Source organism: Janthinobacterium sp. J1-1 (genome assembly GCF_030944405.1).
Taxonomy (GTDB): Bacteria; Pseudomonadota; Gammaproteobacteria; order Burkholderiales; family Burkholderiaceae_D; genus Janthinobacterium.
The window spans coordinates 2018722-2040692 of sequence record NZ_CP132339.1 but is presented as its reverse complement, the minus strand read 5'-3'; the positions used below and the strand labels follow the sequence as shown (position 1 = coordinate 2040692).

Below are 21971 nucleotides of genomic sequence, written 5' to 3'. Positions count from 1 at the left end.
GTCAAGGCACACGCCGGATACGGCGCCGTTTCATGGTGGGATCAAAAGCGGGCAAGTCACGGCTCACGGCCCAGTCCAGCCGTTCGATGGCCACGCCCAAACCACGCAATACGCCTTCCAGGTGGGCTTTCAACGCGGCCAGGGCCGCATCGTCCTGGTTCGCATGCAGCTGCAAGGTGGCCTCTCCCTGCTGCACCAGCCGATAGTCGCCATCGGCCGGCAAGGCCTGCGCAAACGCGCGCGTGAGCACATCGGCAAAGACGGAGATATTCTTGCCGTCCGTGGCCGGCAGCACCAGCATATCGTCGCAGCGCCCTTCGATGCCGTCAATGGCGCGCGTGACGCGCCCGCACGGGCACGGCGTGGCGCGCGCCAGCAGGATATCGTCGAGCCGGTAGCGCACGATGGGTTGCGTGATGCGGGTAAAGTCGGTAATCACGGGCACGAAGCGGCGCTGTTGTTCGTCGAGCCACTGCGGCTCGACATGCACGTATTCCTCGTTCAGGTGCAGCACGCCATGGTCGCAGCTGCTGGCCAGAAAACCCTCGGTGGCCTGGTAGATTTCATGCACGGCGCCGAATGCCTGCGTGATCAGCGCGCGGTCCTGCGCTTCCAGCACTTCGGCCACCGAGATGACTTTTTTCGGCGCCAGGGCCAGCGTCCCTTCGATCACGCCCAGCGCCAGCTGGCGCAGCACCTGGGCCGGCGCGACAATGACCGACGGTTTGTAGAGCACCAGTTCGGCGCACAGCGTATCGAACGGCTGGAACAGATCGTAGAAGGCAAAGGTGAGCCATGGCGAGCGCACGGCCGTGTACAGATTGCTGTTCGCGCGCAGGAACAAGGCCACCCGCTCGCCCGAAAACAGACCGTCGGGCAGCGCCTTGGCCAGCATCACGCCGGCCCACTGGGCTTTTTCACGGGGGCTGACGGTAAACACGGCGCGCTGAGACGAGGTGCCCGACGACAGGCCCACCGTGATATCGCCCACGGCGGGCGTGAAGTCGCGGCTGCGCTCGGCCGCCATGGCCGCCTCCATCGCCGGCGCCAGCCGGACTCCCGCCGTGTTCATCGTATCGAAGTGCTCCAGCATCAGCGCCTTGTTCATGGTCGGCCATTGCGCCAGCGGCAGCGCGCGGAACGGCGCAAAGTAGCGGCTGCGCGCGCACAGCGTGGCCATAAACGCTGTCAGCTTTTTTTTCTGATAGGCGTCCAGCTGCGCGCGATCCGCAAAGCGCAGGCGGCGCGTGCGCCAGTACGACAGCAGCAGCCAGATAATGCGCTTCAAGACCGGCCCGCCACGGGCGCATAGTCATCCGTATCTTCATGCGTGATGCGGATCTGCGCCTGGCCGCCTTGGTGCAGTTGGTGCAGGCGGTTCAGCGTCTCGTAGTACGGTGCGCGCTTGTGCTGGATGATAAAGGACAGCTCGGATGGGCCGCGCAGCTGCTGGAAGCTTTCCGGCACCCAGGCCGCATCCGACGCCAGCAGGGTCCAGCCCCCGTCCTGCAGAACGAACGCGCCCAGGTGGCCGATGGCGTGGCCGGGCAGCTCGACAATATAAATCTCGCCGGTGCCGCTGACATCGCGCCCCGTCGTGAACGGCTGCAAGGCCGCCGGCAAGGCGGTCTCGGGCACGCTTTCCACAAACGCCAGGCGATCGGCTATATCTGCTGGCAACAGCTCCGGCACAAAGGCCTGGCGCACGGCGGCGATGCCGGACAGGCCGCGCACGGCGTCCCAGCCCGTCTTCGAGGCCATCAGCCGCGCCTGCGGAAAATCGCGCATGCCGGCGATATGGTCGGCGTGAAAATGCGACAGCAGCAGGGTATGGATATCGCCGGGCGACACGCCATGCGCACGCAGCTGGCCCTGCAGGGACTCGTGGGCGTCGAACACCACCGGCGTGACCCAGGCATACATGCGGTACACGCCTTTTGACGTGGCAGTACGAAAATGGTCGGCATAACCGGTATCCCACAGGTACAGGCCCGCGCGCGTCTCGATCAGGTAGGCGCGCGAGGGGAAGCAGCGGCTGGCGAAACCGCTGCCTTTCAGGACCATGCAGGAGGGGTGGGTACAGTGACCGACGCGAAAGGCGGTGATGCTAGCCATTGCGCTCCTTGGGCACGCGCTGCGCGGCCGCTTCCTGGCGCATCCATTGCGCGGTGCGGGCGATGCCGTCCTGCAGGCTGACGATGGGGCGATAGCCCAGCACCTTGCGCGCCTTGGCGTTATCGAGCGTCATGTCGAAGCTGAGCGCGCCGATGCTGTAGGGGGTGAGCGCCGGTTCGCGCCGCGTAAAGCGCGAAGCAAACTGCATCAGCCGGGCCACCACCGCCAGTACCCGGTACGGCATGCTGACGATCTCGAACGGCTGGCGCAGCTGGTCGCAGAACAGGCTGCGCAAGATATCGCACAGGCGCGCCGGTTCGCAGTTGGTGATATTGAAGGCGCCGCCCGACGCCAGCGTCTTGTGCAGGGTGGCCAGCCACATGGCGTGCACCACATTGTCGACATAGGTGATGTCGATGGTGGCCGCGCCGCCATTGGGCAGCGGCAGCTTGCCGCGACGCTCTTGCAGCACGCGCGCCAGGCGCGGGATCAGCACCTGGTCGTGCGGGCCGAAGATGGCGCGCGGACGCAGAATCACGCACAGCATCTGGCGATGCTTGTCGGCCGCCTCCTGCACCAGTTTTTCCGCCATCGCCTTGGTGCGCGCATAGGCGTTCACATAGGTATCGGGGCGGAAGGTTTCCGGTACTTCGTAACGGTTGCGGTAGTCGAAATACAGGGCCGGTGTCGAGATGTGCACGAAGCGCGCCACATGCGAGGCGGCCGCCGCGCGCAGCAGCTGGCCGGTGGCGGTGACGTTGGCGGCGATAAAGTCGCGTTCCAGCCCCCACGGCGAGGACAGCGCGGCGCAGTGCCAGACGGCGTCCATGCCGCGCACCAGCTGGTCGGCCTGCTGCGGCGTGGCTAGCGCCAGGTCCAGCGGCACGAACTGGGCGCCCAGGCGTTCGAGTTCGCGGCCAACGGCCAGGTTGCGGCCGCTGGCGCGCACGTCCACGCCCTGCGCCAGCAGGAAGTGCACGGCATTGCGCCCCAGGCCGCCTGTCGCCCCCGTGACCAGTATCCGCTTCATCACACCATCCTCATAGATCGATAATCATAAATCGATAATCATGCCGCCGATGGTCAGTCCGGCCGCCGTGCCCATCATCAGCAGGCGCTGGCCCGGCACGGCACGGCCCGTCATCACGGCCTCGTGCAGCGCGGTGGGCAGCGAGGCCGCCACCTGGTTGCCATGGGTCTCGAAGATCTTGATGATTTTAGCATCGGGCACGTCGAGGATGCGCGCGGCATGTGCGAGCCCCAGCGGGCTGGCCTGGTGCGGCACCACCACGTCGATGCGATCGAGGCCGGCACCGGATTCAGCCATCAGCTGATCGAGAAAAGCCGGCATCACCTTGACGGCCAGGCGGAACACGGCCTTGCCGTCCATATGGAACAGATAGTCCCCTGGCTCGCTGCCATTGCGCGGGTTGCGCTCGGTGCCGCCGCCGCGGATTTCGCAGTAGCGCCGCCCTTCCGGATACGTGCCCATCTTGTAAGCGACGATGCCGGCGCTGCCGTCGCCGCGTTCGACAATCACGGCGGCGGCGCCGTCGCCAAAGATCATCGACGCCTCCGGTTCGCTCCAGTCGACCCCGCGCGAGGCGAGGTCCGACGAGACGATGGCGATGCGCCGGTAGGCACCATCGGCCAGCATGGACGCGGCCACGCGCAGGGCGGCCATGAAACTGAGGCAGCTGGCGTTGATGTCGAAGGCGGGCGTGCCCGGCGGCAGGCCCGCGTGCAGGGCGATAAAACAGGCCGTGTTCGGCAAGGCCTGCTCGGGAACGCCGCAGGCGCCGATCAAGAGATCGACGTCGGACGGCTGCAGGCCGGCGTTCTTCAAGGCGTCGAGCAGGGCGGCCGCGCCCAGCTGGCTTTGCGACTCGTCGGGCGCGGCCACGAAGCGCGACAGCACGCCGCTTTTTTGCAGGGTGTAGCCGGGCGGATGGCCGAGTTTTCGGTCCAGGCTGTCGGACGTCACACTATGCGACGGCACGGCCTTGCCTGTCGCGATCAGGCGTACTGGAATCATGGGAGCCTCTTTATTGTTATGTTGGTGCGGCGTCGGTCATGGCGTCGGCAGGGAATCGCCGCAGTGCTTGCAGAAATTGGCGTCGTCATCGATATCGCGCTCGCCGCAGCCAGGACAACGGCGGCCTTCCTGCTGGCGGCCACCGCGCTGCACCGTCATTTCCGCGCTGATGATGCCGGTCGGGACGGCCAGGATGCCCCAGCCCAGCAGCATCATCAGCGAGGCGATGGTACGTCCGATATCGGTCTTCGGCGTGATATCGCCAAAGCCCACCGTGGTCATGGTGCTGATGGCCCAGTAGATCGAGGTGGGAATGCTGCTGAAACCGTTTTGCGGTCCTTCCACCACATACATCACGGTGCCCAGCAAAAACACGATCATCATCACGACCGACAAAAAAATCAGGATCTTGCGCCGGCTGGCCAGCAGGGCCCGGCCCAGCATCGTGTATTCGTGCACATACGACGTCAGCTTCAGGATGCGGAACATGCGCAGCAGGCGCAGGATACGCACATCGATCAGCACATGGGCGCCCGGCAGCAGCAGGCCGATATAGGTCGGCACGATGGCCAGCAGGTCGATAATGCCAAAAAAACTGCGCGCGTAGCGCACGGGATGCTGCAGGCACGACAGCCTGGCCAGGTATTCGGCGGTAAACAGGAAAGTGAAAAACCATTCCAGCCCCAGCAACAGTGGGCCATGACGGGCCGCCACCGAGGCGACGCTGCTGAGCACCACCACCGTCACGCTGATCAGGATGGCGGCGATCAGCACCAGGTCGAACGCGCGCCCGGCCCGCGTTTCCGCCTCAAAAATGACGCCGTACATGCGCGCGCGCCAGCCCGCCTCGGGCTTGCCGTATCGTTTTTGCGCTTCCTGCGCGGAGCGCTGCTGTGGTGTCAGGGGGGCGGCTTTCATGCTGGTGATGTGTTCATATGCCAATTATTGTATAGATAATTTGGCCTGGATGGCGACACGCTAGAAGGGTTCAGGGGGCTGCTGCGCCAGCAGCACGGCGTTGCGCCGTTCCCGTTCGGCCTGCACGATGTCCACCGCGCGCGCTTCGGACACGCCGGCCGTCTGCAGCACGGTGGCCGCCAGCTGCAGCGCCGCTTCCAGCGCCTCGGGCACGACCAGGGTGGCGCCGGCCTGCACCAGCGCCAGCGCATGGGCTTCGTCGCGGGCGCGCGCATGCACGGGCAGCTGCGGATAGGCGCGCCGTATCGAGCGCACCGCATGCAGCACCGAGGCCGGATGATCCATCGTCAGCACCACTGCGCTGGCCCGGTCGGCATGGACTTTCTGCAGCAACTCGGCGCGCGAGGCGTCGCCAAAATACACGGGAAAGCCGCGCGGATGCAGGGCGGTCACCAGGCGCGCATCGTTCTCGATCGCCACGTAGCTGATGTCCTGTTCCGTCAATACCTTGGCCAGCAGCTGGCCCACCCTGCCGAAACCGGCGATGATGACGGTGCTCGCCGGGGCTTCGGTGCCGGTCGCCAGGTCGGCCAGCTGGTGATGGTGGCGCTGGTCCCACCAGCCGCCCAGGCCGCGCGCCGCTTTCGCCAGCGCCGGCGTGGCGAACAGGCTCAGGCCCACCACCAGCATCACGAACTGCGCCACGTCGGGCGCGATCAGTCTGGTGCCGAGCGCATAGGCGACCACGATAAAGGCGAATTCGCCACCCTGCCCCAGCAGCACGCCCGACGCCACCGCGCGGCCCCAGGGAAAGCCGCCGAGGCGGAAAATCACACCGGTCACCAGGGTCTTGACGGCAAACAGGCTTAATACCGCGAGCGGGATCCAGACCGGCGAGCGGATGATTTCGCGCACGTCGATCTGCATGCCGACCGACATGAAGAACAGGCCCATCAACAGCCCCTTGAACGGTTCGATGATCACTTCCACTTCATGGCGAAATTCCGTTTCCGCCAGCAGCAGCCCGGCCAGCAAGGCGCCCAGCGCCATCGACAGGCCGGCCAGGTAGGTCAGCCCGGCGATACCGAGAGTACTGAGCAGTGTCAGGGCCATGAAGACATCGGGCTGGCGCTTGCCGACAAAAAACTGGAACAGCGGGCGGATCACGCGGCGCCCCAGCAGATAGATCAGCAGGATGGCGCCGGCCGATTTCAGGGCCGCAAAGCCGAGCAGATAGGCCAGGTCATCGCTATGTCCGCTGGCGAACACATCGATCAGGATAAACAGCGGCACCACCATCAGGTCCTGGAACATCAGGATGGAAAAACCGGCCTGGCCGGCGGGCGTTTGCAGCGAGCGCTGCTCGTTCAACAACTGCATCACGACGGCGGTCGACGACAGCGACAGCACCAGTCCCAGCACGATGGCCGCTTCCAGCGACAGGCCGCAGTAATACGCCACCGCGCCGACCAGGCAGGCGCTGACAGCCACCTGGCCCACGCCAGCGCCGAACACCCAGCGCCGCAGCGCCCACAGGCGTTCGGTGGACAGTTCCAGCCCGATCATGAACATCAAAAACATCACGCCCAGCTCGGCCAGGCCGCTGACCTGCTCGGCGCGCACAAACGAGAAATAGGTGAGCCAGGCGAAGTCGCCGGCCCACAGGCCGAAACCGAAAGGCCCGAACAGCGCGCCGACGGCAAGAAAGCCCAGCACCTGGTTCACTTTCAGGCGCTGCAAGAGCGGAATAAAGATGCCGGCCAGGGCGAGAAACAGCAGCGTTTCGCGCAAATACGGCAGGGCGTGCTGCTCTTCCACGATAGCCTCCTAATGTTGCGAACCGGCGGGCGGCAGTCCCAGCATGTCCGCGCGCGGCCGTTCCCAGCCCGGCACATAGCGTGGACAAGGCTTGCCGCTGAATTGTTCCAGCTGCACCGTGGTGAAATTGTCCTGCATGTCCGGGTTGAAGCGCACATCGGTCAGGCTGCTCCCGCTCAGTTTGGGCATGCGGCCAAAGCGCAACCAGGCGTCGGCGTGGCAATTGGTCGATTGCAGCGCACGCAGGGCCGCCAGGCTGCCGGTGGCCTGCGCCGAGACGGCGATGCCGGGCGCCAGCTGGCCGCCGCCATCGCCGGGTTCCGCCAGGCCTGCCGGACAGGCGGCCGGCGCCAGGCTGGCCGGCAGCAAGCTCATGGTGCCGCGGCGCAGGGTATAGGCATCGGTCTTGCTGTCGAGCGAGACATAAGTCCAGCACAGCGGATGGCTGGGAAACGCCGTCATCGCCACGTCCCACACGCGCGTGCCGGGATCGATCCGCTGCAAGGCCGCCTCGACCCTGGCGCGACCCAGCGCGGAGGCCGTACCCTGCATGCCGATAAAGGTGGCCGACAGCGCAAAGCCCAGCAATAAAGCGCCGCGTCCGCGCACGCCGGTGCGGTGCTGGCGCACGGCCATCAAGGCAGCGAGCGCCAGCAGCACGCCGAGCGCCAGCGGCGCCAGATAATTTTTATAGGCAAAGAAACACAGGGCCGCCGCCAGCCCGGCCAGCAGCACGCCTTTCAGCAGCCGGGTGCGCAGCGCCATGATCACGGGCACGCCCAGCAGCACCCAGAACATGGGTTCGACGATAAATACCATGTCGCCGAACAGCCAGCGGTTGTCGAACGGATAAAACGGATGCAGGCCGTAGGAATTGAGGAAATCCATGCCCATGTGCAAGGCTAAGCCCAGCAGCAGGCACAGCGCCAGGCCGATGCGCGCAGGCTGGCTGGTTTTCAGCAGCCGGCGCGCGCCGGGCCACAGCAGCCACAGCAAAGCCAGCACCAGCAAGGCCTGAGGTATCGCCAGCAATAAAGTGTGGGTATGGCCGCGGTGCTGCAACATGTAGCCGAAGGGGCGCGGCATCAGCCGGGTCAGGAACAGGTCCAGGTCCGGCGCATTGCTGGCGAACCAGGCAGAGAACAGAAACAGGGCGCGCCGCGTGCGCTGGGGAGCTTCCTGCTGCTCGGGCGGCAAGCTGCGGTGCAGCAGCTCGCCTACGCCCAGGCCGATCACCGAATGTGTAATATTATCCATCCGGCAATTTTACAGTACGGCCGCGCCACGCCCTACGCTTTTTGCTACAAGGGCGCCAGGTTTTCGCCGCGCATGCCGACCAGCAAGGCACGACCGTCGGGCATCACGCGGAACTCGCCGAAGCGCGCCTTCTCCCAGCGCGCGCCCTCGCCTTCCTTGAAGAACCAGGCGTCGGTGACCAGCGCCCAGCGGCCGTCTTTCGGCGTCAGCTCCATCAGGAATTCACCGGGCGCCAGGGGCTTGCCGTCGTGCAGGCCTTTCACGGTGGCCACGCCGCGCTCATCGCGCGTCAACACCACATGGGGCCGTGCGCTGGAACGCTCGCCGGTCGCCATGCCGTCAAAGGCGCTCAAGCTGAGGAAATTGAGGGTCATGAAGTCGCCCTGCATCAGCGAGCGGGGGTCGACCGGTTCCAGCGCAAGAAATACCGGCTGCCCCTTGGCGATCAGCTGTTCTTTTTGCCAGATGGCGCCGTTCGCCACCAGCAACACCAGCAGCAGGCCCGCCAGCACGCCCAGCTGCGCCGGGCGACCCGGCCTGGCCGGTGCGGCATCGCTGTCGCCCACGGGCAGGATGGCGCCGCGCGCCGCCAGCCACGACAAGCCCCCCAGCGCCAGGCCGGCCGCGGCCAGCAGCAGCGCCTTGCTGGCCAGCGGCCAGGCCAGCAGATAATAGAAACTGCCGATAATCCAGGCGGCGACCACGCCGGCCGCCACCGCCACACGCAGGCGCGCGCTGCTGACGCAGAACGCCAGGACCAGCAGCACCGGGCCCAGCCCCGGCAAGAACCACGCCAATACCGTCAGCACCAGCGCCACGCCGGCGGCCGGCAGCTGGCGCAGCGACGGCCAGCGGCGCAGCATCCAGGCGGCGCCCGCCACGGCCAAGGCCACCGACAGGAACGGCAGCAGCTGCGCGTACCAGCTGCCGCCAGGCCGGCTCGTCAGCTCATTGGCCATGTCGCTGGCCAGGCCGTCGCCCAGGCTGGCGCTCAGCAAAAAGGTCTTGCCGGACCAGCTGGCCAGGCCCAGCAAAATGGCCAGCACCCAGCCGGTCGAGACCGATTCGATATACGCGGCCACCGGTGCGCCGGCGCCATCGTCATAGCTGTTTTTCTGCAGCCAGTGCGCGGCCAGCCAGACACCCAGCGCCAGCAGCCACGCCAGGTACAAGGTAGCCGAATCGTTGCCGTAGGACCAGCTGTAATGGCTGCCGACACTGCCCAGCGCCAGCAGGCCGCAGGCGACCAGGCCCAGCAGCACGCGCAGCCAGTCGCGCGGCAGGATGGCGGCAAACGCCAGGCTGACGGCGCTGAGCAGCAGCGCGGCCAGCTGGTCGTCCATGTCGCGAAACAGGGCATAGCCGAGCAGGCCGCCGCCCACCAGCAGGCACGGTATGCCCAGTTGTTCGACAAACAGCGAGACGCCGCGCGGACGTATCAGCAGCACGGCCACGCCCAGCGCGAGGATCGCCACGAGATAGGTGCCGCCGCCTTTTTCCAGGAAACTGCCCAGCATGAAACCGAGCGCCAGCACCAGCGGCAACGCCGCCAGCCAGGCGCCCAGCGCCGTCATCAGCACCACCGGCCAGGGCCGCACGTCCTGCACCGGCAGGGTGACGTTGGCGGGCAAGACGCCGGCCTGGGCGGCATCGCGGATCAGCTCGCCAAGCGGATGCACTTTCACGGTGCTCATGGCGCCTCCCGGCGCGTGCGCCACAAGATGCCCTGCACGGTCAGCGCCAGCAGGATGGCGGCGCACAAGCCCAGCATCAGCATGCCGCCAATAGCATCGTTGCCGTTGTCAAACAGGCGCGAGGCCAGGCCGCATACCAGCAAAGTGTTGATGCCGAGCGCTGCAGCACTCAAGCCGAACACGTCAAAGAACTGGCGCGTCAGCAGCACGCCAGCCACCACCACCAGCACGCCCAGGGCGGCCCAGTACGGTGTAGCGATATCACTGCTGAACAGCGCGCTCAGGCCTGAACCGCTAATCATGATGACCGCCAGCATCAGGCCCAGGCGCAGCGGCCACGGCCCCGTACCCGTCCAGCGCGCCAGCAGCGGCGACACCAGCGCGCAGGCGAGCAGCAGCACGGCCCAGCCGGTCAGCAAGATATCGATATCTTCCGCGCGCACCAGCCAGCTATGGCGCGAATGGGCCTGCATCCACAGCGTAACGCCGGTGGCCAGCACCAGCATCCACGGCGTCCACAGCACGTCGCTGCGCGCCACCAGGCACAGCGGCAGCGCCAGCGCGGCCCACACGGCAAACAGCTGCCACGGATCGGCGCCCGTCTGGTAGGTCTGGCCGAAATAGGCGAACAGGCCGCCGATGGCCAGCATGGCGATCAGCAGCAGCGGCGCGCGCGCGGCTGGCGCGACAAAGGCGCCCAGGCAGGACGCCACGAACACCGCCTGGATCAGGGCGAAGCGGCCGGTGCGGCCCAGGTCTTCCCAGTTGGCGGCGACCCAGAAGATCAGGCCCAGGCCCAAGAGCGCGGCGCCCAGCACGGCCACCCCGCGCGGCAACCACCAGGAAAGACCCTTGGGTTCGCGCTCGAAGCCGGCCAGTTCCTGCAACTGCCGGGTTTGCGCGGCGTCGAGCCGGTTGCTCGAGGCGAGTTGATACACGGCGAGGCGTAGATCCATCGTCTGCTTTCGAAGTGACAGGAAGAATGCGGCTCAGCGGTCGACGACCACGCCGCGCCAGAAGGCGACATGGCCGGCGATCTGCCTGGCTTCGGCCTTGGGTTCCGGGTAATACCAGGCGGCGTTTTCGTTTACCTGGCCATCGACGACAAGGTCGTAATAGCTGGCGATGCCCTTCCACGGGCAGGTCGTCTGGTGGCCGCTGGCGCGCAGGTAGTCCTGGCTGACGGCAGAGAGAGGGAAATACACATTGTTTTCAACGATCTGTACCTGATCGCTGCTCGCTTGCGCAATGACGGCGCCATTCCAGGTTGCTGTTGGCATTCGGCTATCCTCCTGTGAAACCGGAGTGTAGCCTAATTACTAAGGAATGGCGCGCGCCATTGGTGCACAGCGGAAACTTAGCCTTGCGTGATGATCTGGCGCAAAGCCTGTTCGAACACTTCCGGTGGCTGGCCGCCGGAAATCAGGTGGCGTTCGTTGATGATAATGGCCGGCACCGAGCTGATGCCGTTTTGCTGGTAGAACTGTTCACGCGCGCGCACTTCGTCGGCATATTTTCCCGAGGTCAGGATTTCCAGCGCCGTGTCCGGATCGAGCCCCGCATCGGCGGCGGCCTTGACCAGCACCTCGTGCGAGGACGGGTCCTGGCCCTGCGTGAAATAGGCGTCGAACAGGGCCATTTTCAATTCTCGCTGACGCCCGGCCAGTTCGGCCCAGTGCAGCAAACGGTGCGCGTCGAAGGTGTTGTAGATGCGGCCGCGCTTGTCCATCGAAAAGGTAAAACCCAGGGATTCGCCACGGGCGCGGATCGCCTCGCGCGACTGCGCCATCTGTTCCGGCGTGGAACCATATTTTTGCGCGATATGTTCGCCGATATCCTGGCCTTCGGGCGCCATATTGGCGTTCAGTTCAAACGGCTGGAAATGGATTTCGGCGGCCACCGTGTCTTGCAGGGTGGACAGCGCCTGCTCCAGCGATTTCAGGCCGATCACGCACCAGGGGCAGGAGACGTCGGAAACGAAATCGATACGGACGGGCGTGGGAGTCGATGCAGGAGTGATGGTCATGAGGCAGCCTTTGCGCGAGTCGGTGGCGGCCGCACCGCGCGGCGCCGCAAGCCATCCATATGCGTGCGGGCCGGCCAATATCAAGGATTTACTTTTTCTTTGCCGCGTCCTTCTTCGCGCCGATCTTGCTTTCCTTGCCAGAAAGCAAGTTGGCGATATTCTGGCTGTGACGGTAGGCCAGCAGCGCGCTCATCACCACCACCGACAACAAAACCGCATCGACGCCGAACAGCAGGCCATAGTAGAACGGCGCGAACAGGGCCGCCACCAGCGCCGCCAGCGAGGAGTAGCGGAAAGCGTAGGCGATGATCAGCCAGGTGGCCAGGGTTGCCAGGCCCAGCCAGGGATTAATGCCCAGCAACACGCCCAGCGCCGTGGCGACGCCCTTGCCGCCGACAAAGCGGAAGAACACGGGCCACAGGTGGCCCAGGAAGACCGCGATGGCGACCAGCGCCACGGCGGTGTCGCCCACGCCCAAATCCGCCGCAAAACGGTCGGCCAGGAACACGGCCAGCCAGCCCTTGGCGCCGTCGCCCAGCAAGGTCATGATGGCGGCGCCCTTGTTGCCGCTGCGCAGCACGTTGGTCGCGCCCGGATTCTTCGAGCCGTAGGTGCGCGGATCGGCGATGCCGTACACCTTGCTCATCACCACGGCGAACGAGATCGAGCCGAGCAAGTAAGCGGCCACTGTCATCGCCAAGGTTGTGATTACTGGATTCATTTCTTCCCTTAATTATGTTTATTGCATCAGCATCGAGGCTGGCGCAGCAGAATATACACCAGCGCCCGGTGCAAGGACAGGGCGCCGGCGCATTTCCTTAATCCTGCAAGGCGCAATGCACCGGCTTGGCGTTCAGCACATCGAGCAGCACCTGTGGCGCCAGCGCGACGAGAAAGCCGCGCCGCCCGCCGTTGATATAGATGCGCGGCAAGGCCAGGATGCTTTCCTCGACGTAGACCGGCATGGCCTTCTTGGTGCCGAACGGCGAGGTGCCGCCGATCATGTAGCCGGAATGGCGCTGCGCCACCTCGGGCTTGCACGGTTCGACCGACTTGCAACCGATGGCGCGCGCCAGGTTCTTGGTCGACACCTTGCAGTCGCCATGCATCAGCACGATCAAGGGCCTGGCCGCCTCGTCCTGCATCACCAGGGTCTTGATCACCTCGTGTTCGGGCACGCCGAGTTCGCGCGCCGAGACGCTGGTGCCGCCGTGTTCCTCGTAGGGATACGGACATTCGTCGAAGGCGACCTGGTGCTTGCGCAGCAGCTGCGTCGCCTGCGTTTCTGAAATATGCTCTTTTTTAGCCATGCGTGATACGCTGATCGTTCAGTGAGGAGTGCTAATTATGCAGCAAGAAATACGCTTTGCCACCTTCAATGTCTGCAATCTTGCCCCGCCGGGCGCCAGGCTGTATGACAATCTGGCGCCCTTGAGCCCGGAACAGTACGACGCCAAGGCGGAATGGACGGCGCACCAGATCGATCTGCTGGGTGCCGACGTGATCGGTTTCCAGGAAGTGTTCTCGCAGGCGGCCCTGCGCGACGTGCTGTCGCGCACGCGCCACTACCGCGACGCGGTGCAGGCCGGCTACGACGCACCGGACGGCCCCGAACGCCTGCTGCCGACCGTGGCGCTGGTGTCGCGCCTGCCGCTGGCCGGCCCCAGCGTGGCCTATGCCGACTTTCCCGCCGGCGTGGCGATGCCGGCCGACGGCCATCCGGAAGACACCACCCTGTCGCGTTTCGCGCGCCCTCCCCTGCACGCGCAGGTGATCTTGCCTGGCGGCCATATCACCGACGTGCTGGTGGTGCATCTGAAATCGCGCCGGCCCGACTACCGCCATGGCGACGGCGCCGACGCGCGCAGCTACGCGCTGGCCAACCTGCGCTCGCTGCAGCGGCGCGGCGCCGAAGCGGTGGCGCTGCGCGTGCTGGTCAGCGACCTGGGCACCAGCGGCCGGCCCTGCATCGTGCTGGGCGACTTCAACGATATCGCCAACGCCGTCACCACCTCGATCGTGATGGGCGCCGGCGCGCCGTGCGAACCGGGCGCCGACCTGCCGGAAATGCGCGAGCGCCTGTACGACTGCAACGCCATCCAGCTGCGCCAGGACTACCTGCGCCATGTCGGCTACACCAATGTGCACGACAGCACGTACATGACGATCGACCATATCCTCGTCTCCGAGCACTTCCACCCCGCTTCGCCACGCGCCATCGGCGCGGTGCAGGACGTGCTGTATGTGAACGACCACCTGCTGCAGGCGCTGCCGCAGGCCTCGGACCATGGGCAGGTGGTGGCACGCATCAAGCTGCTGAACATCGTCCATGATGCATGATGGCCAATCGCTCCCTGTCGACAAAAGTCGCGGCCATCCTCCTGATGGTATGGACTGCCAATTGCTACGCCAGCAATACCGGCAATACAGCCTTCAAGGCCATCTATGTCGACAAGACAAATAACGTCCATCGGGTTTTTCATGATGGCCGGGACAAGAAAATCAGCAGCGGCGGCAATGCGGCAAACGCAACCCTGGCGCCAGACAACAGCTACGCGGCATGGCTGGTGCGCAATGCCTGGACTGCGGAAGGCGATGCCGGACCAGGCGCCAGCCGGCTGGCCATTTACCGCAATGGCCGGCTTCGCTACATCAAGTGCGAGCCCTTTATCCGCGACTACTGGTTCTGGCTGGGAGGACGGCAGATCGCCATTGATTGTGGCGGCAGGCATTTTGCCGGCACGCTGAAGCTCCATGATGCGCAGACGCTGCGCACTATCGATGCCATCGCCCAGGCGGACGTCCCGGAAGAGCAGCGCCCTGCCTGGTCCCGGCCCGACAGCGACAAGGCAACCGCCGCTCCTCCTTGAGCATCGCCATCTCAGGCAGCCAATAGTTTCCCCAGCACGCTGCCCTCGACCTGCGCGCAGGCATGGCGGCCCTGGTACTGGTCGCAGCCCTGCTCTTGCAGGTAAGCCAGCTGCTGCGCCGTTTCCACGCCTTCGGCGATCACCAGCAAGTGCAGCTGGCGCGCCATGGCGATGATGGTGGCGGCCACGGCCAGGTCGTCGCCTTGCAGGAAGGAGGGGTCGATCTTCAGCTTGTCGACCGGATACTGGCGCAGCGTGCCCAGGCGCGAGTAGCCGGTGCCGAAATCGTCGATGCTGACGGTGACGCCCAGCGCGCGCAGCTGCGCCAGCGTGTCCATCAGGCGGGCGCCGCCTTTCATCAAAATACTTTCCGTCACTTCCAGCGCCAGGCCGGCGGGCGGCAGGCCGGCGTCGCGCAGCGCTTCCTGCACGCTGTGCAACAGATTGTTCTGCATGCACTGCGCGGCCGACAGGTTGATGGAAACGGCCAGCGGGTGGCCGGCGTCGTGCCAGGCGCGGGCGCGCAGGCAGGCCTGGCGCAGCACCCAGCCGCCGATCCGCACCATCAGGCCGCATTCCTCGGCCACGGCGATAAAGCGCTCGGGCAGCAGCAGGCCCAGCTGTGGGTGGCGCCAGCGCAGCAGCGCTTCGCACGCGACCACCGCGCCGCTGGCGATGGCGATCACGGGCTGGCATTCGAGCACGAATTCGTCCTTGTCCAGCGCCGCGCGCAAGTCGTGTTCCAGGCTGGCGCGCTCGACGATATGGGCGTTCATGTCGGCGTTAAAGAACTGGAAATGGTCGCGGCCCCGGCTCTTGGCGTGGTACATGGCGACGTCGGCGTTATGCATCAGGCTGTCGATGCTGTCGCCGTCGCCGGGAAACACCGCCACGCCGATCGAGGCCGACACATGCAGTTCGTATTCGCCCAGCTGATAGACCTGGGTCACGGCCTGCAGCACGCTGGCCGCCACGTGGGCCGCCTGGTCGGCGCCGCCCACTTCGGCCAGCAGGATGACGAATTCGTCGCCGCCGTGGCGGCTGACCGTATCGACCCCGCGCACGCAGCGCACCAGGCGCCGCGCCACTTCCTTGAGCAGCAGGTCGCCCACATGGTGGCCCATGCTGTCGTTGATATGCTTGAAGTGGTCGAGGTCCAGGTACAGCACGGCCAGCATGTGCAGCTTGCGCCGCGCGGCGGCCAGCGCCAGCGACAGCCGGTCGCGCAGCAGCACGCGGTTCGGCAGGTCGGTCAGGAAATCATGTTCGGCCAGGTGGCGCGTCTGTTCCTCGTCTTTCTTGCGCTCGCTGATATCGAGCAGGATGGCCATGTAGTTGCTGGGCTGGCCCGTGTGGTCGCGGATGGCGGTCAGCGACAGCCAGGACGGATACGGCGCGCCCGCCTTGCGCGGCGCCAGGAATTCGCCCTGCCAATGGCCTTCGCGCAGCACCAGGTCCCACGCCTGCGCCAGCACGGCCTGCTGTTCGGCGCTGGCGACCTCAATGAAGCGCCGCCCGCGCAGGTCTTCCGGGCGATAGCCGCTGATCTCGCTGTAGGCGGGGTTCATGCTGACCACGTTCTGCTGTTCGTCCATGACCAGGATGGCCTCGCGCGCATGTTCGACCACTTGCGCGGCCAGGTACAGCGAACGCTCGGCCAGCTTGCGCGCGGAAATATCGCGCACCACGGCGTAGAACAGATAACTGTGATCGAGCGTGACGGAGGTCAGCAGCACTTCGCCCCAGAACAGCTCGCCCAGGCAGGTCAGGTAGCGCCATTCGTAGCGGCGGTTGCCGTCCGCGTGCGCCTGGGCCGCCATCTGCGCGCCCAGCACGGCCGACAACTCGCCGCCCGGCTGGCGCAGCGGCGAAAAATCGCTGAGGCGCCGCCCCAGCAGGCGCTGCCGGTCTTCGCACTGGAACAGCGCGACGGCGGCCGGATTGGCTTCGGCGATATGCTCGTCGCGCAGCAGCACGATGGCGTCCGACGATTTGTCGTACAACTGGCGGAAATTGTCGGCCATCAACAGCAGCGCGCCGACCGGCATGCCAGCCTGGCTGCCGGCCGTGAGCTCGACATCGATGCACACCACGTGGCGCACCCGGCCCTCGTGCAGCAGCGGGAACAGGGTGGAGCAGAAACAGCGCGGACCGGCGCCATCGGCGGCGATTTGCCACAGGCGCGCCGGCCTGGCCTTGCCGCCGGCCAGCACGATGGCCAGTTCCGGTCCGAAACCGTCGGCCAGTTCAGCGGCAAACTCGGACGAGGCGGCGGGCGCCAGGCTGGCCCAGGCCTGGCCGATGGCCTGTTCGGTCCGGATGCCGTACAGGCGCGCGGCGCCCGGACTCCAGTAGCGCACGATGCCGTCGCGGTCGATGCCGCGCACCGCCATGCCGGGCGCCTGCTCGACGGCGGCGGCGATAATCGCCAGGAAATCGAGCGCCTGGCCGGCCAGCCCGATGTCGACGGGCGCGCACGCCAGCAAGCGGCCCGGCGCTGCGGTGGGCCTGGCAATCCGGTCAACCATGCGCTCCCCCGCGTTACGGCCACACCGCGACCGGCGAGCCGGAAGCCCGCGCGGTGGCGCAACCATCGCCCCCATTCTTGCCCGCCAGCGTATCGGCTTATTGAGGCCGCACAAGCATCGCGTGGCATCCCTGTCGCATCCCACTGCATTCCAGCCCCGTTTTTGTGCAATCTGTCGCATGGGACTGGCAAGCGGGCGGCAATCTTCATAAAGTGGCAACATGCGTACCGCCGTGAACGGCTGCCGTGGCAGGCGTGCCATGGCTCCCCGCCACGACGGTGCGCTACCCGAATGCCCCTACCATAAAAGTATCCTATGAAAAACGAGACAACGCCCCCGATCCCGCCCTTGCCTTTTTCCGCGACCCGGCGCCCGCGCCGCTGGCGCGCGCCCGTGCTGATCCTGCTGGTGCTGGGCCTGGCGGGCGGCGGCTGGAGCGTGATGCAGTCAAAAGAGCAATCGGCCAGGGCCGCCGAGGCGCAGGCGGCCAGGAAGAAGGAACAGGCCAGGACGCCCGTGCATGAACTGGCGCAGGGCGACGTGGCCGCCATCGGCGCACGCGCATTGAGCGTCAGCCTGCCCTTGTCCGGTTCGCTCGCGCCCTTGAACCAGGCCACCATCAAGGCCAAGGTGTCCGGCGAAATCCGCGAAACGACGGTGCAGGAGGGCCAGCAGGTGTCCAGCGGCCAGGTGCTGCTGCGCCTGGACGCGGCCGACCAGCGCGCGCGCCTGACGCAGCAGCAGGCCATGCTCGACGAAGCCCAGGCGCGCCTGTCGATGGCCAGCAAGAACGAAGCGAACAGCCAGGCGCTGCTCAAGCAAAAATACATTTCGCAGACCGCCTACGACACGACGCAGAACTCGGTCGACCTGGCGCGCGCCAGCGTCAAGTCGGCCGCCGCCATGGTGGAGATCGCCCGCATCGCGCTGGCCGACACCGTGATCCGCGCGCCGATGGCCGGCATCGTCAGCAAGCGCCATGTGCAGGCCGGCGAAAAAGTCGCGCCCGACATGCCCGTCTATACCATCGTCAACCTGGCGCAGCTGACGCTGGAAGCGCCCGTGCCCAGCGCGGAAATCCCGCGCATTAAAATCGGCCAGGAAGTGCGCTTCAAGGTCGACGGCTTTGGCGCGCGCGACTTTAGCGGCAAGGTGGCGCGCATCAACCCCACCACCGAAAGCGGTTCGCGCGCCATGCTGGTGTATATCGCCGTCGACAATGGCGACGGCGCCCTGCGCGGCGGCATGTTCGCCAAGGGCAGCATCGTCACCGAACGTTCCTCCGTCGCGCCGATGGTGCCCTTGACGGCCTTGCGCACGGAAAAACACGGCACCGTGGTGTACGCCGTGGTCGACAACAAGGTGGTCGAGCAGAGCGTCACCCTGGGCCTGCGCAACGAAGACGAAGGCTATGCGGAAGTCAAGGAGGGCCTGGCGCCGGGCACCAGGGTGATCGTCGCGAAACTCGATGGCGTGAAACCGGGCCATGGCGTGACCTTTGGCGCAACGCCCGCTCCTGCCACGGCCACCGCCACGCCGCCGGCCGCGCCGGCACCGAAAGGCTGAACCATGTGGATGACCAAAGTCAGTATCCAGAACCCCGTGTTCGCCACCATGGTCATGGTGGCGCTGGTGGTGCTGGGCGTGTTCTCGTACCGCGGCCTGGGCGTGGAAAGCATGCCCAGCGTGCAGTTCCCGTTTGCCGCGATTGAAGTGAATTATCCGGGCGCGTCGCCCGAAGCGGTGGAAAACGACATCACGCGCCCGATCGAAGACGCCGTCAACACCGTCAGCGGCATCAAGACCATCCGCGCCAACTCGTGGGAAGGGCGCGCCGGCGTCTACCTGGAATTCGAGCTGTCGACCAATATGGACAAGGCCATGCAGGACCTGCGCGACAAGGTGGCCCTGGTGCGCCCGCGCTTCCCGAAGGAAGCCAAGGACCCGTTCATCGCGCGCGCCGAAGGCGACAACGAACGCCCGATCGCCACCATCGTATTGACCTCGACCGCGCACGACCTGCGTGAACTGTCGACCATGACGGAACAGGTGATCAGCAAGCGCTTCCAGAGCGTGGCCGGGGTGGGCCAGGTCAAGCTGCGCGGCCTGCGCGCGCGCCAGATTTTGATCAGCATGAAGCCGGTCGAACTCAATGCGCAGGGCATCGGCGTCGATGAAGTGATCCGCGCGATCCAGGCCACCAATACCAATCTGCCGGCCGGCTCGATCAGCCACGGCGCGGCCGAACAGCTGGTGCGGGTGGAAGGCAAGATCAAGGATGCGCGCGAGTTCGGCAAGATCATCGTCGCGCGCCGCGCCGTCGGCCCGGTCTACCTGGACCAGGTGGCGACCGTGGTCGATGGCGAGCAGGAAGAGCTGTCGATCTCGCGCATGAACGGCCAGCAGGCCGTGACCATGGAAATCACCAAGGTGCAGGACGCCAACGTGGTCGAAGTGGGCACCGGCATATTGAAAGTGGCGGCGGACCTGCAAAAGACGCTGCCGGCCGATATCAGCCTGCGCGTGCTCGACGACGAATCGGAGCGCGTGCAAAGCCAGCTCAATAACGTCAAGCGCACCATCATCGAAGGGGCCGTGCTGACCATGGTGATCGTGTTCCTGTTCCTGCACTCGTGGCGCAGCACCATCATTACCGGCTTGACTCTGCCGATCTCGGTGCTGGCCAGCTTTATCGCCATGAAGGCCTTCGGTTTCACCCTGAACTTCCTGACCCTGATGGCGCTGTCGCTGTGCATTGGTCTCCTGATCGATGACGCCATCGTGGTGCGCGAAAACATCGTGCGCCACCTGGGCATGGGCAAGAACCACTACAAGGCGGCCAACGACGGCACCAACGAGATTGGCCTGGCCGTGATGGCCACCACCTTTGCCATCGTCGCCGTGTTCGTGCCGGTGGCCTTCATGGACGGCATTATCGGCCGCTTCTTCCTGCAATTCGGCATCACCGTGGCGGTGGCCGTGCTGGTATCGCTGTTCGTCAGCTTCACGCTCGACCCGATGCTGTCGTCGGTCTGGCGCGACCCGGTCAAGGACCGCTTCAAGTATGCGCCATGGCTGGGCCGCTTCATGGCCTGGCTGGAAACCGTCATCGACCGCCTGCACGTCTGGTACGGCAAGGTGCTGGCGCTGGCCCTGCGCTGGCGCAAGACCACCCTGGCCACGGCCGTGGCGCTGTTCGTGGGCAGCCTGATGCTGGTGCCGATGATCGGCGGCGAGATGTTCCCGGAAACCGACCAGGGCTGGGTCAACCAGCGCTTCAAGACGCCGGTCGGCTCCAGCCTGGAATACACCGACAGCAAGGTGCGGCAGATCGAGCAGGCCTTGAAGGAATTCCCCGAAATCGACAGCCTGGTGGCCAACGTCGGCACCCAGGATGGCCGCAACGCCGCCGAAGTCAATCTGAAACTGCTCGATGTGAAAACCCACCAGCGCCGCTCGCAGCAGGAACTGGAAAAGCTGATCCGCGAACGCCTGGCGCCGATCGCCGGCATCACCCTGTCGGTAGGCCAGCGGCCGATCTTTATCGCCATTCTGGGCACCGATGAAGGCAAGCTCGATGCGGTGGCCCACACCCTGATGGACAAGATGCGCACCATCAAGGGCCTGGCCGACATGGAATACAGCCAGGAAGGCGCCAACCCGTCGACCACCATCAAGATCAACAACGAGCTGGCCAGCGACCTGGGCCTGTCGGTGCAGCAGATCGGCAATGCGCTGCGCCCGTTTGTTGCCGGCGACACCGTCAGCCACTGGCTGGCGTCCGACGGCCAGAACTATGACGTCAACGTGCAGCTGCCGAAATCGGGCCGCCAGAAAGTGGCCGACCTGGCCGACCTGTCGCTGGCGTCCAGCAAGCTTGACGCCAGCGGCAAGCCGATCATGATCCCGCTGCGCCAGGTGGTCGACTTCGTGCCCTCGTCCAGCCCGCAAGTGCTGAAACGCCAGGCGCTGCAGCGCCGGGTCGCCATCTATGCCGGCGTGCAGGGCCGCCCGGCCGGCGATGTCGACGCCGATGTGCAAAAGGCCATCAAATCGATCGCCCTGCCCCCGGGCGTGCGCTTCGACGTGGCCGGCAATGCGCAGCAGATGGCCGAAACCATGGGTGGCGCGATGATGGCGCTGGGCATCGCGGTGATCTTCATCTACCTGGTGCTGGCCTCGCAGTTCGGCAGCTTCTTGCAGCCGGTCGCCATCATGGTGTCCTTGCCGCTGTCGCTGATCGGCGTGCTGCTGGCCTTGCTCATTACCGGCAGCACCCTGAATATCTTCTCGGTGATCGGCTTTATCATGCTGATGGGGCTGGTGACCAAGAACGCGATTTTGCTGGTCGACTTTACCAACCAACGCCAGCGCGAAGGGCTGGGGCAGTTCGAGGCGCTGATGGAAGCGGGGCAGGTGCGCTTGCGGCCGATTCTGATGACGACCCTGGCGATGGTGTTCGGCATGCTGCCGATGGCGATCGGCATGGGCGACGGCGGCGAATCGCAGGCGCCGATGGGACGCGCCGTGATCGGCGGCGTGATCACCTCGACCCTGTTGACCCTGGTGGTGGTGCCGGTGGCCTACACCTACCTCGACAGCCTGGGCAAGCGCGCGGCGCGCTTCTTTGGCGGCGGTGCGCACGAGTCCGAGACGGAAAACGATGGCAAGGTCACGGCCATCGGCGGCGTCCACTGACGCTGCGCAGGA

Annotated in this window: 18 protein-coding genes; 4 read left to right on the top strand and 14 right to left on the bottom strand. The window is 65.8% G+C overall.

Features of this window, described 5'->3' with window-relative positions:
• Position 1: 1 nt before the first annotated feature.
• The 13 genes from Q8L25_RS09225 to ybaK all read right to left on the bottom strand — a co-directional run bounded on the left by Q8L25_RS09225 (position 2) and on the right by ybaK (position 13173).
• Entirely contained in the window at positions 2-1288 is a 1287-nt protein-coding gene (locus tag Q8L25_RS09225; protein ID WP_308924577.1) for a F390 synthetase-related protein, read from the bottom strand.
• Positions 1285-2115 carry an MBL fold metallo-hydrolase gene (locus tag Q8L25_RS09220; RefSeq protein WP_308924576.1) on the bottom strand — a complete coding sequence of 277 codons (831 nt, stop codon included), beginning with the start codon at positions 2113-2115 and terminating at the stop codon, positions 1285-1287. The genes Q8L25_RS09225 and Q8L25_RS09220 overlap by 4 nt, the downstream gene beginning before the upstream one ends.
• Positions 2108-3145 carry an NAD(P)-dependent oxidoreductase gene (locus Q8L25_RS09215; RefSeq protein WP_308924575.1) on the bottom strand — a complete coding sequence of 346 codons (1038 nt, stop codon included), beginning with the start codon at positions 3143-3145 and terminating at the stop codon, positions 2108-2110. Before Q8L25_RS09215 ends, Q8L25_RS09220 begins: the two co-directional genes overlap by 8 nt.
• A 24-nt stretch (positions 3146-3169) precedes the next feature.
• Positions 3170-4150 (bottom strand): 3-oxoacyl-[acyl-carrier-protein] synthase III C-terminal domain-containing protein, encoded by a 981-nt coding sequence (locus Q8L25_RS09210; protein WP_308924574.1) that lies wholly within the window; start codon positions 4148-4150, stop codon positions 3170-3172.
• Positions 4151-4186: 36 nt separating this feature from the next.
• Complete coding sequence (locus tag Q8L25_RS09205; RefSeq protein ID WP_308924573.1) at positions 4187-5068, bottom strand: ion transporter; 882 nt, start codon at positions 5066-5068, stop codon at positions 4187-4189.
• Positions 5069-5128: 60 nt separating this feature from the next.
• Positions 5129-6886, bottom strand: coding sequence for a cation:proton antiporter (locus tag Q8L25_RS09200; protein WP_308924572.1), 1758 nt, complete (start codon positions 6884-6886; stop codon positions 5129-5131).
• Between the two features lie 9 nt (positions 6887-6895).
• Positions 6896-8143 carry a metal-dependent hydrolase gene (locus Q8L25_RS09195; RefSeq protein ID WP_308924571.1) on the bottom strand — a complete coding sequence of 416 codons (1248 nt, stop codon included), beginning with the start codon at positions 8141-8143 and terminating at the stop codon, positions 6896-6898.
• A gap of 44 nt (positions 8144-8187) precedes the next feature.
• Positions 8188-9837 (bottom strand): GDYXXLXY domain-containing protein, encoded by a 1650-nt coding sequence (locus Q8L25_RS09190; RefSeq protein ID WP_308924570.1) that lies wholly within the window; start codon positions 9835-9837, stop codon positions 8188-8190.
• Complete coding sequence (locus Q8L25_RS09185) at positions 9834-10793, bottom strand: DUF2157 domain-containing protein (protein ID WP_308924569.1); 960 nt, start codon at positions 10791-10793, stop codon at positions 9834-9836. The genes Q8L25_RS09190 and Q8L25_RS09185 overlap by 4 nt, the downstream gene beginning before the upstream one ends.
• A gap of 33 nt (positions 10794-10826) precedes the next feature.
• Positions 10827-11117: a DUF427 domain-containing protein gene (locus Q8L25_RS09180; protein ID WP_308924568.1), complete on the bottom strand. Its 291-nt coding sequence runs from the start codon at positions 11115-11117 to the stop codon at positions 10827-10829.
• Between the two features lie 77 nt (positions 11118-11194).
• Positions 11195-11863, bottom strand: coding sequence for a DsbA family oxidoreductase (locus Q8L25_RS09175; RefSeq protein WP_308924567.1), 669 nt, complete (start codon positions 11861-11863; stop codon positions 11195-11197).
• Positions 11864-11951: 88 nt separating this feature from the next.
• Positions 11952-12557 (bottom strand): glycerol-3-phosphate 1-O-acyltransferase PlsY, encoded by a 606-nt coding sequence (gene plsY, locus Q8L25_RS09170; RefSeq protein ID WP_308925696.1) that lies wholly within the window; start codon positions 12555-12557, stop codon positions 11952-11954.
• Between the two features lie 124 nt (positions 12558-12681).
• On the bottom strand, positions 12682-13173 hold the full coding sequence (gene ybaK / locus Q8L25_RS09165; RefSeq protein ID WP_308924566.1) for a Cys-tRNA(Pro) deacylase: 492 nt from the start codon (positions 13171-13173) through the stop codon (positions 12682-12684).
• A 37-nt stretch (positions 13174-13210) separates the two neighbouring features.
• Between ybaK and Q8L25_RS09160 the strand changes: the two genes are divergently transcribed.
• Positions 13211-14203, top strand: coding sequence for an endonuclease/exonuclease/phosphatase family protein (locus Q8L25_RS09160; RefSeq protein WP_308924565.1), 993 nt, complete (start codon positions 13211-13213; stop codon positions 14201-14203).
• Complete coding sequence (locus Q8L25_RS09155; protein WP_308924564.1) at positions 14200-14733, top strand: hypothetical protein; 534 nt, start codon at positions 14200-14202, stop codon at positions 14731-14733. Before Q8L25_RS09160 ends, Q8L25_RS09155 begins: the two co-directional genes overlap by 4 nt.
• 11 nt (positions 14734-14744) lie before the next feature.
• On the opposite strand, the gene Q8L25_RS09150 is transcribed toward Q8L25_RS09155, so the two are convergent.
• A complete protein-coding gene (locus Q8L25_RS09150; protein ID WP_308924563.1) occupies positions 14745-17261 on the bottom strand; it encodes an EAL domain-containing protein in 2517 nt (838 codons plus the stop codon).
• A 315-nt stretch (positions 17262-17576) separates the two neighbouring features.
• On the opposite strand from Q8L25_RS09150, the gene Q8L25_RS09145 reads away from it, so the two are divergent.
• Positions 17577-18827 (top strand): efflux RND transporter periplasmic adaptor subunit, encoded by a 1251-nt coding sequence (locus tag Q8L25_RS09145; protein WP_308924562.1) that lies wholly within the window; start codon positions 17577-17579, stop codon positions 18825-18827.
• 3 nt (positions 18828-18830) lie between these two features.
• Complete coding sequence (locus Q8L25_RS09140; protein WP_308924561.1) at positions 18831-21959, top strand: efflux RND transporter permease subunit; 3129 nt, start codon at positions 18831-18833, stop codon at positions 21957-21959.
• The last annotated feature ends 12 nt before the right edge of the window (positions 21960-21971 follow it).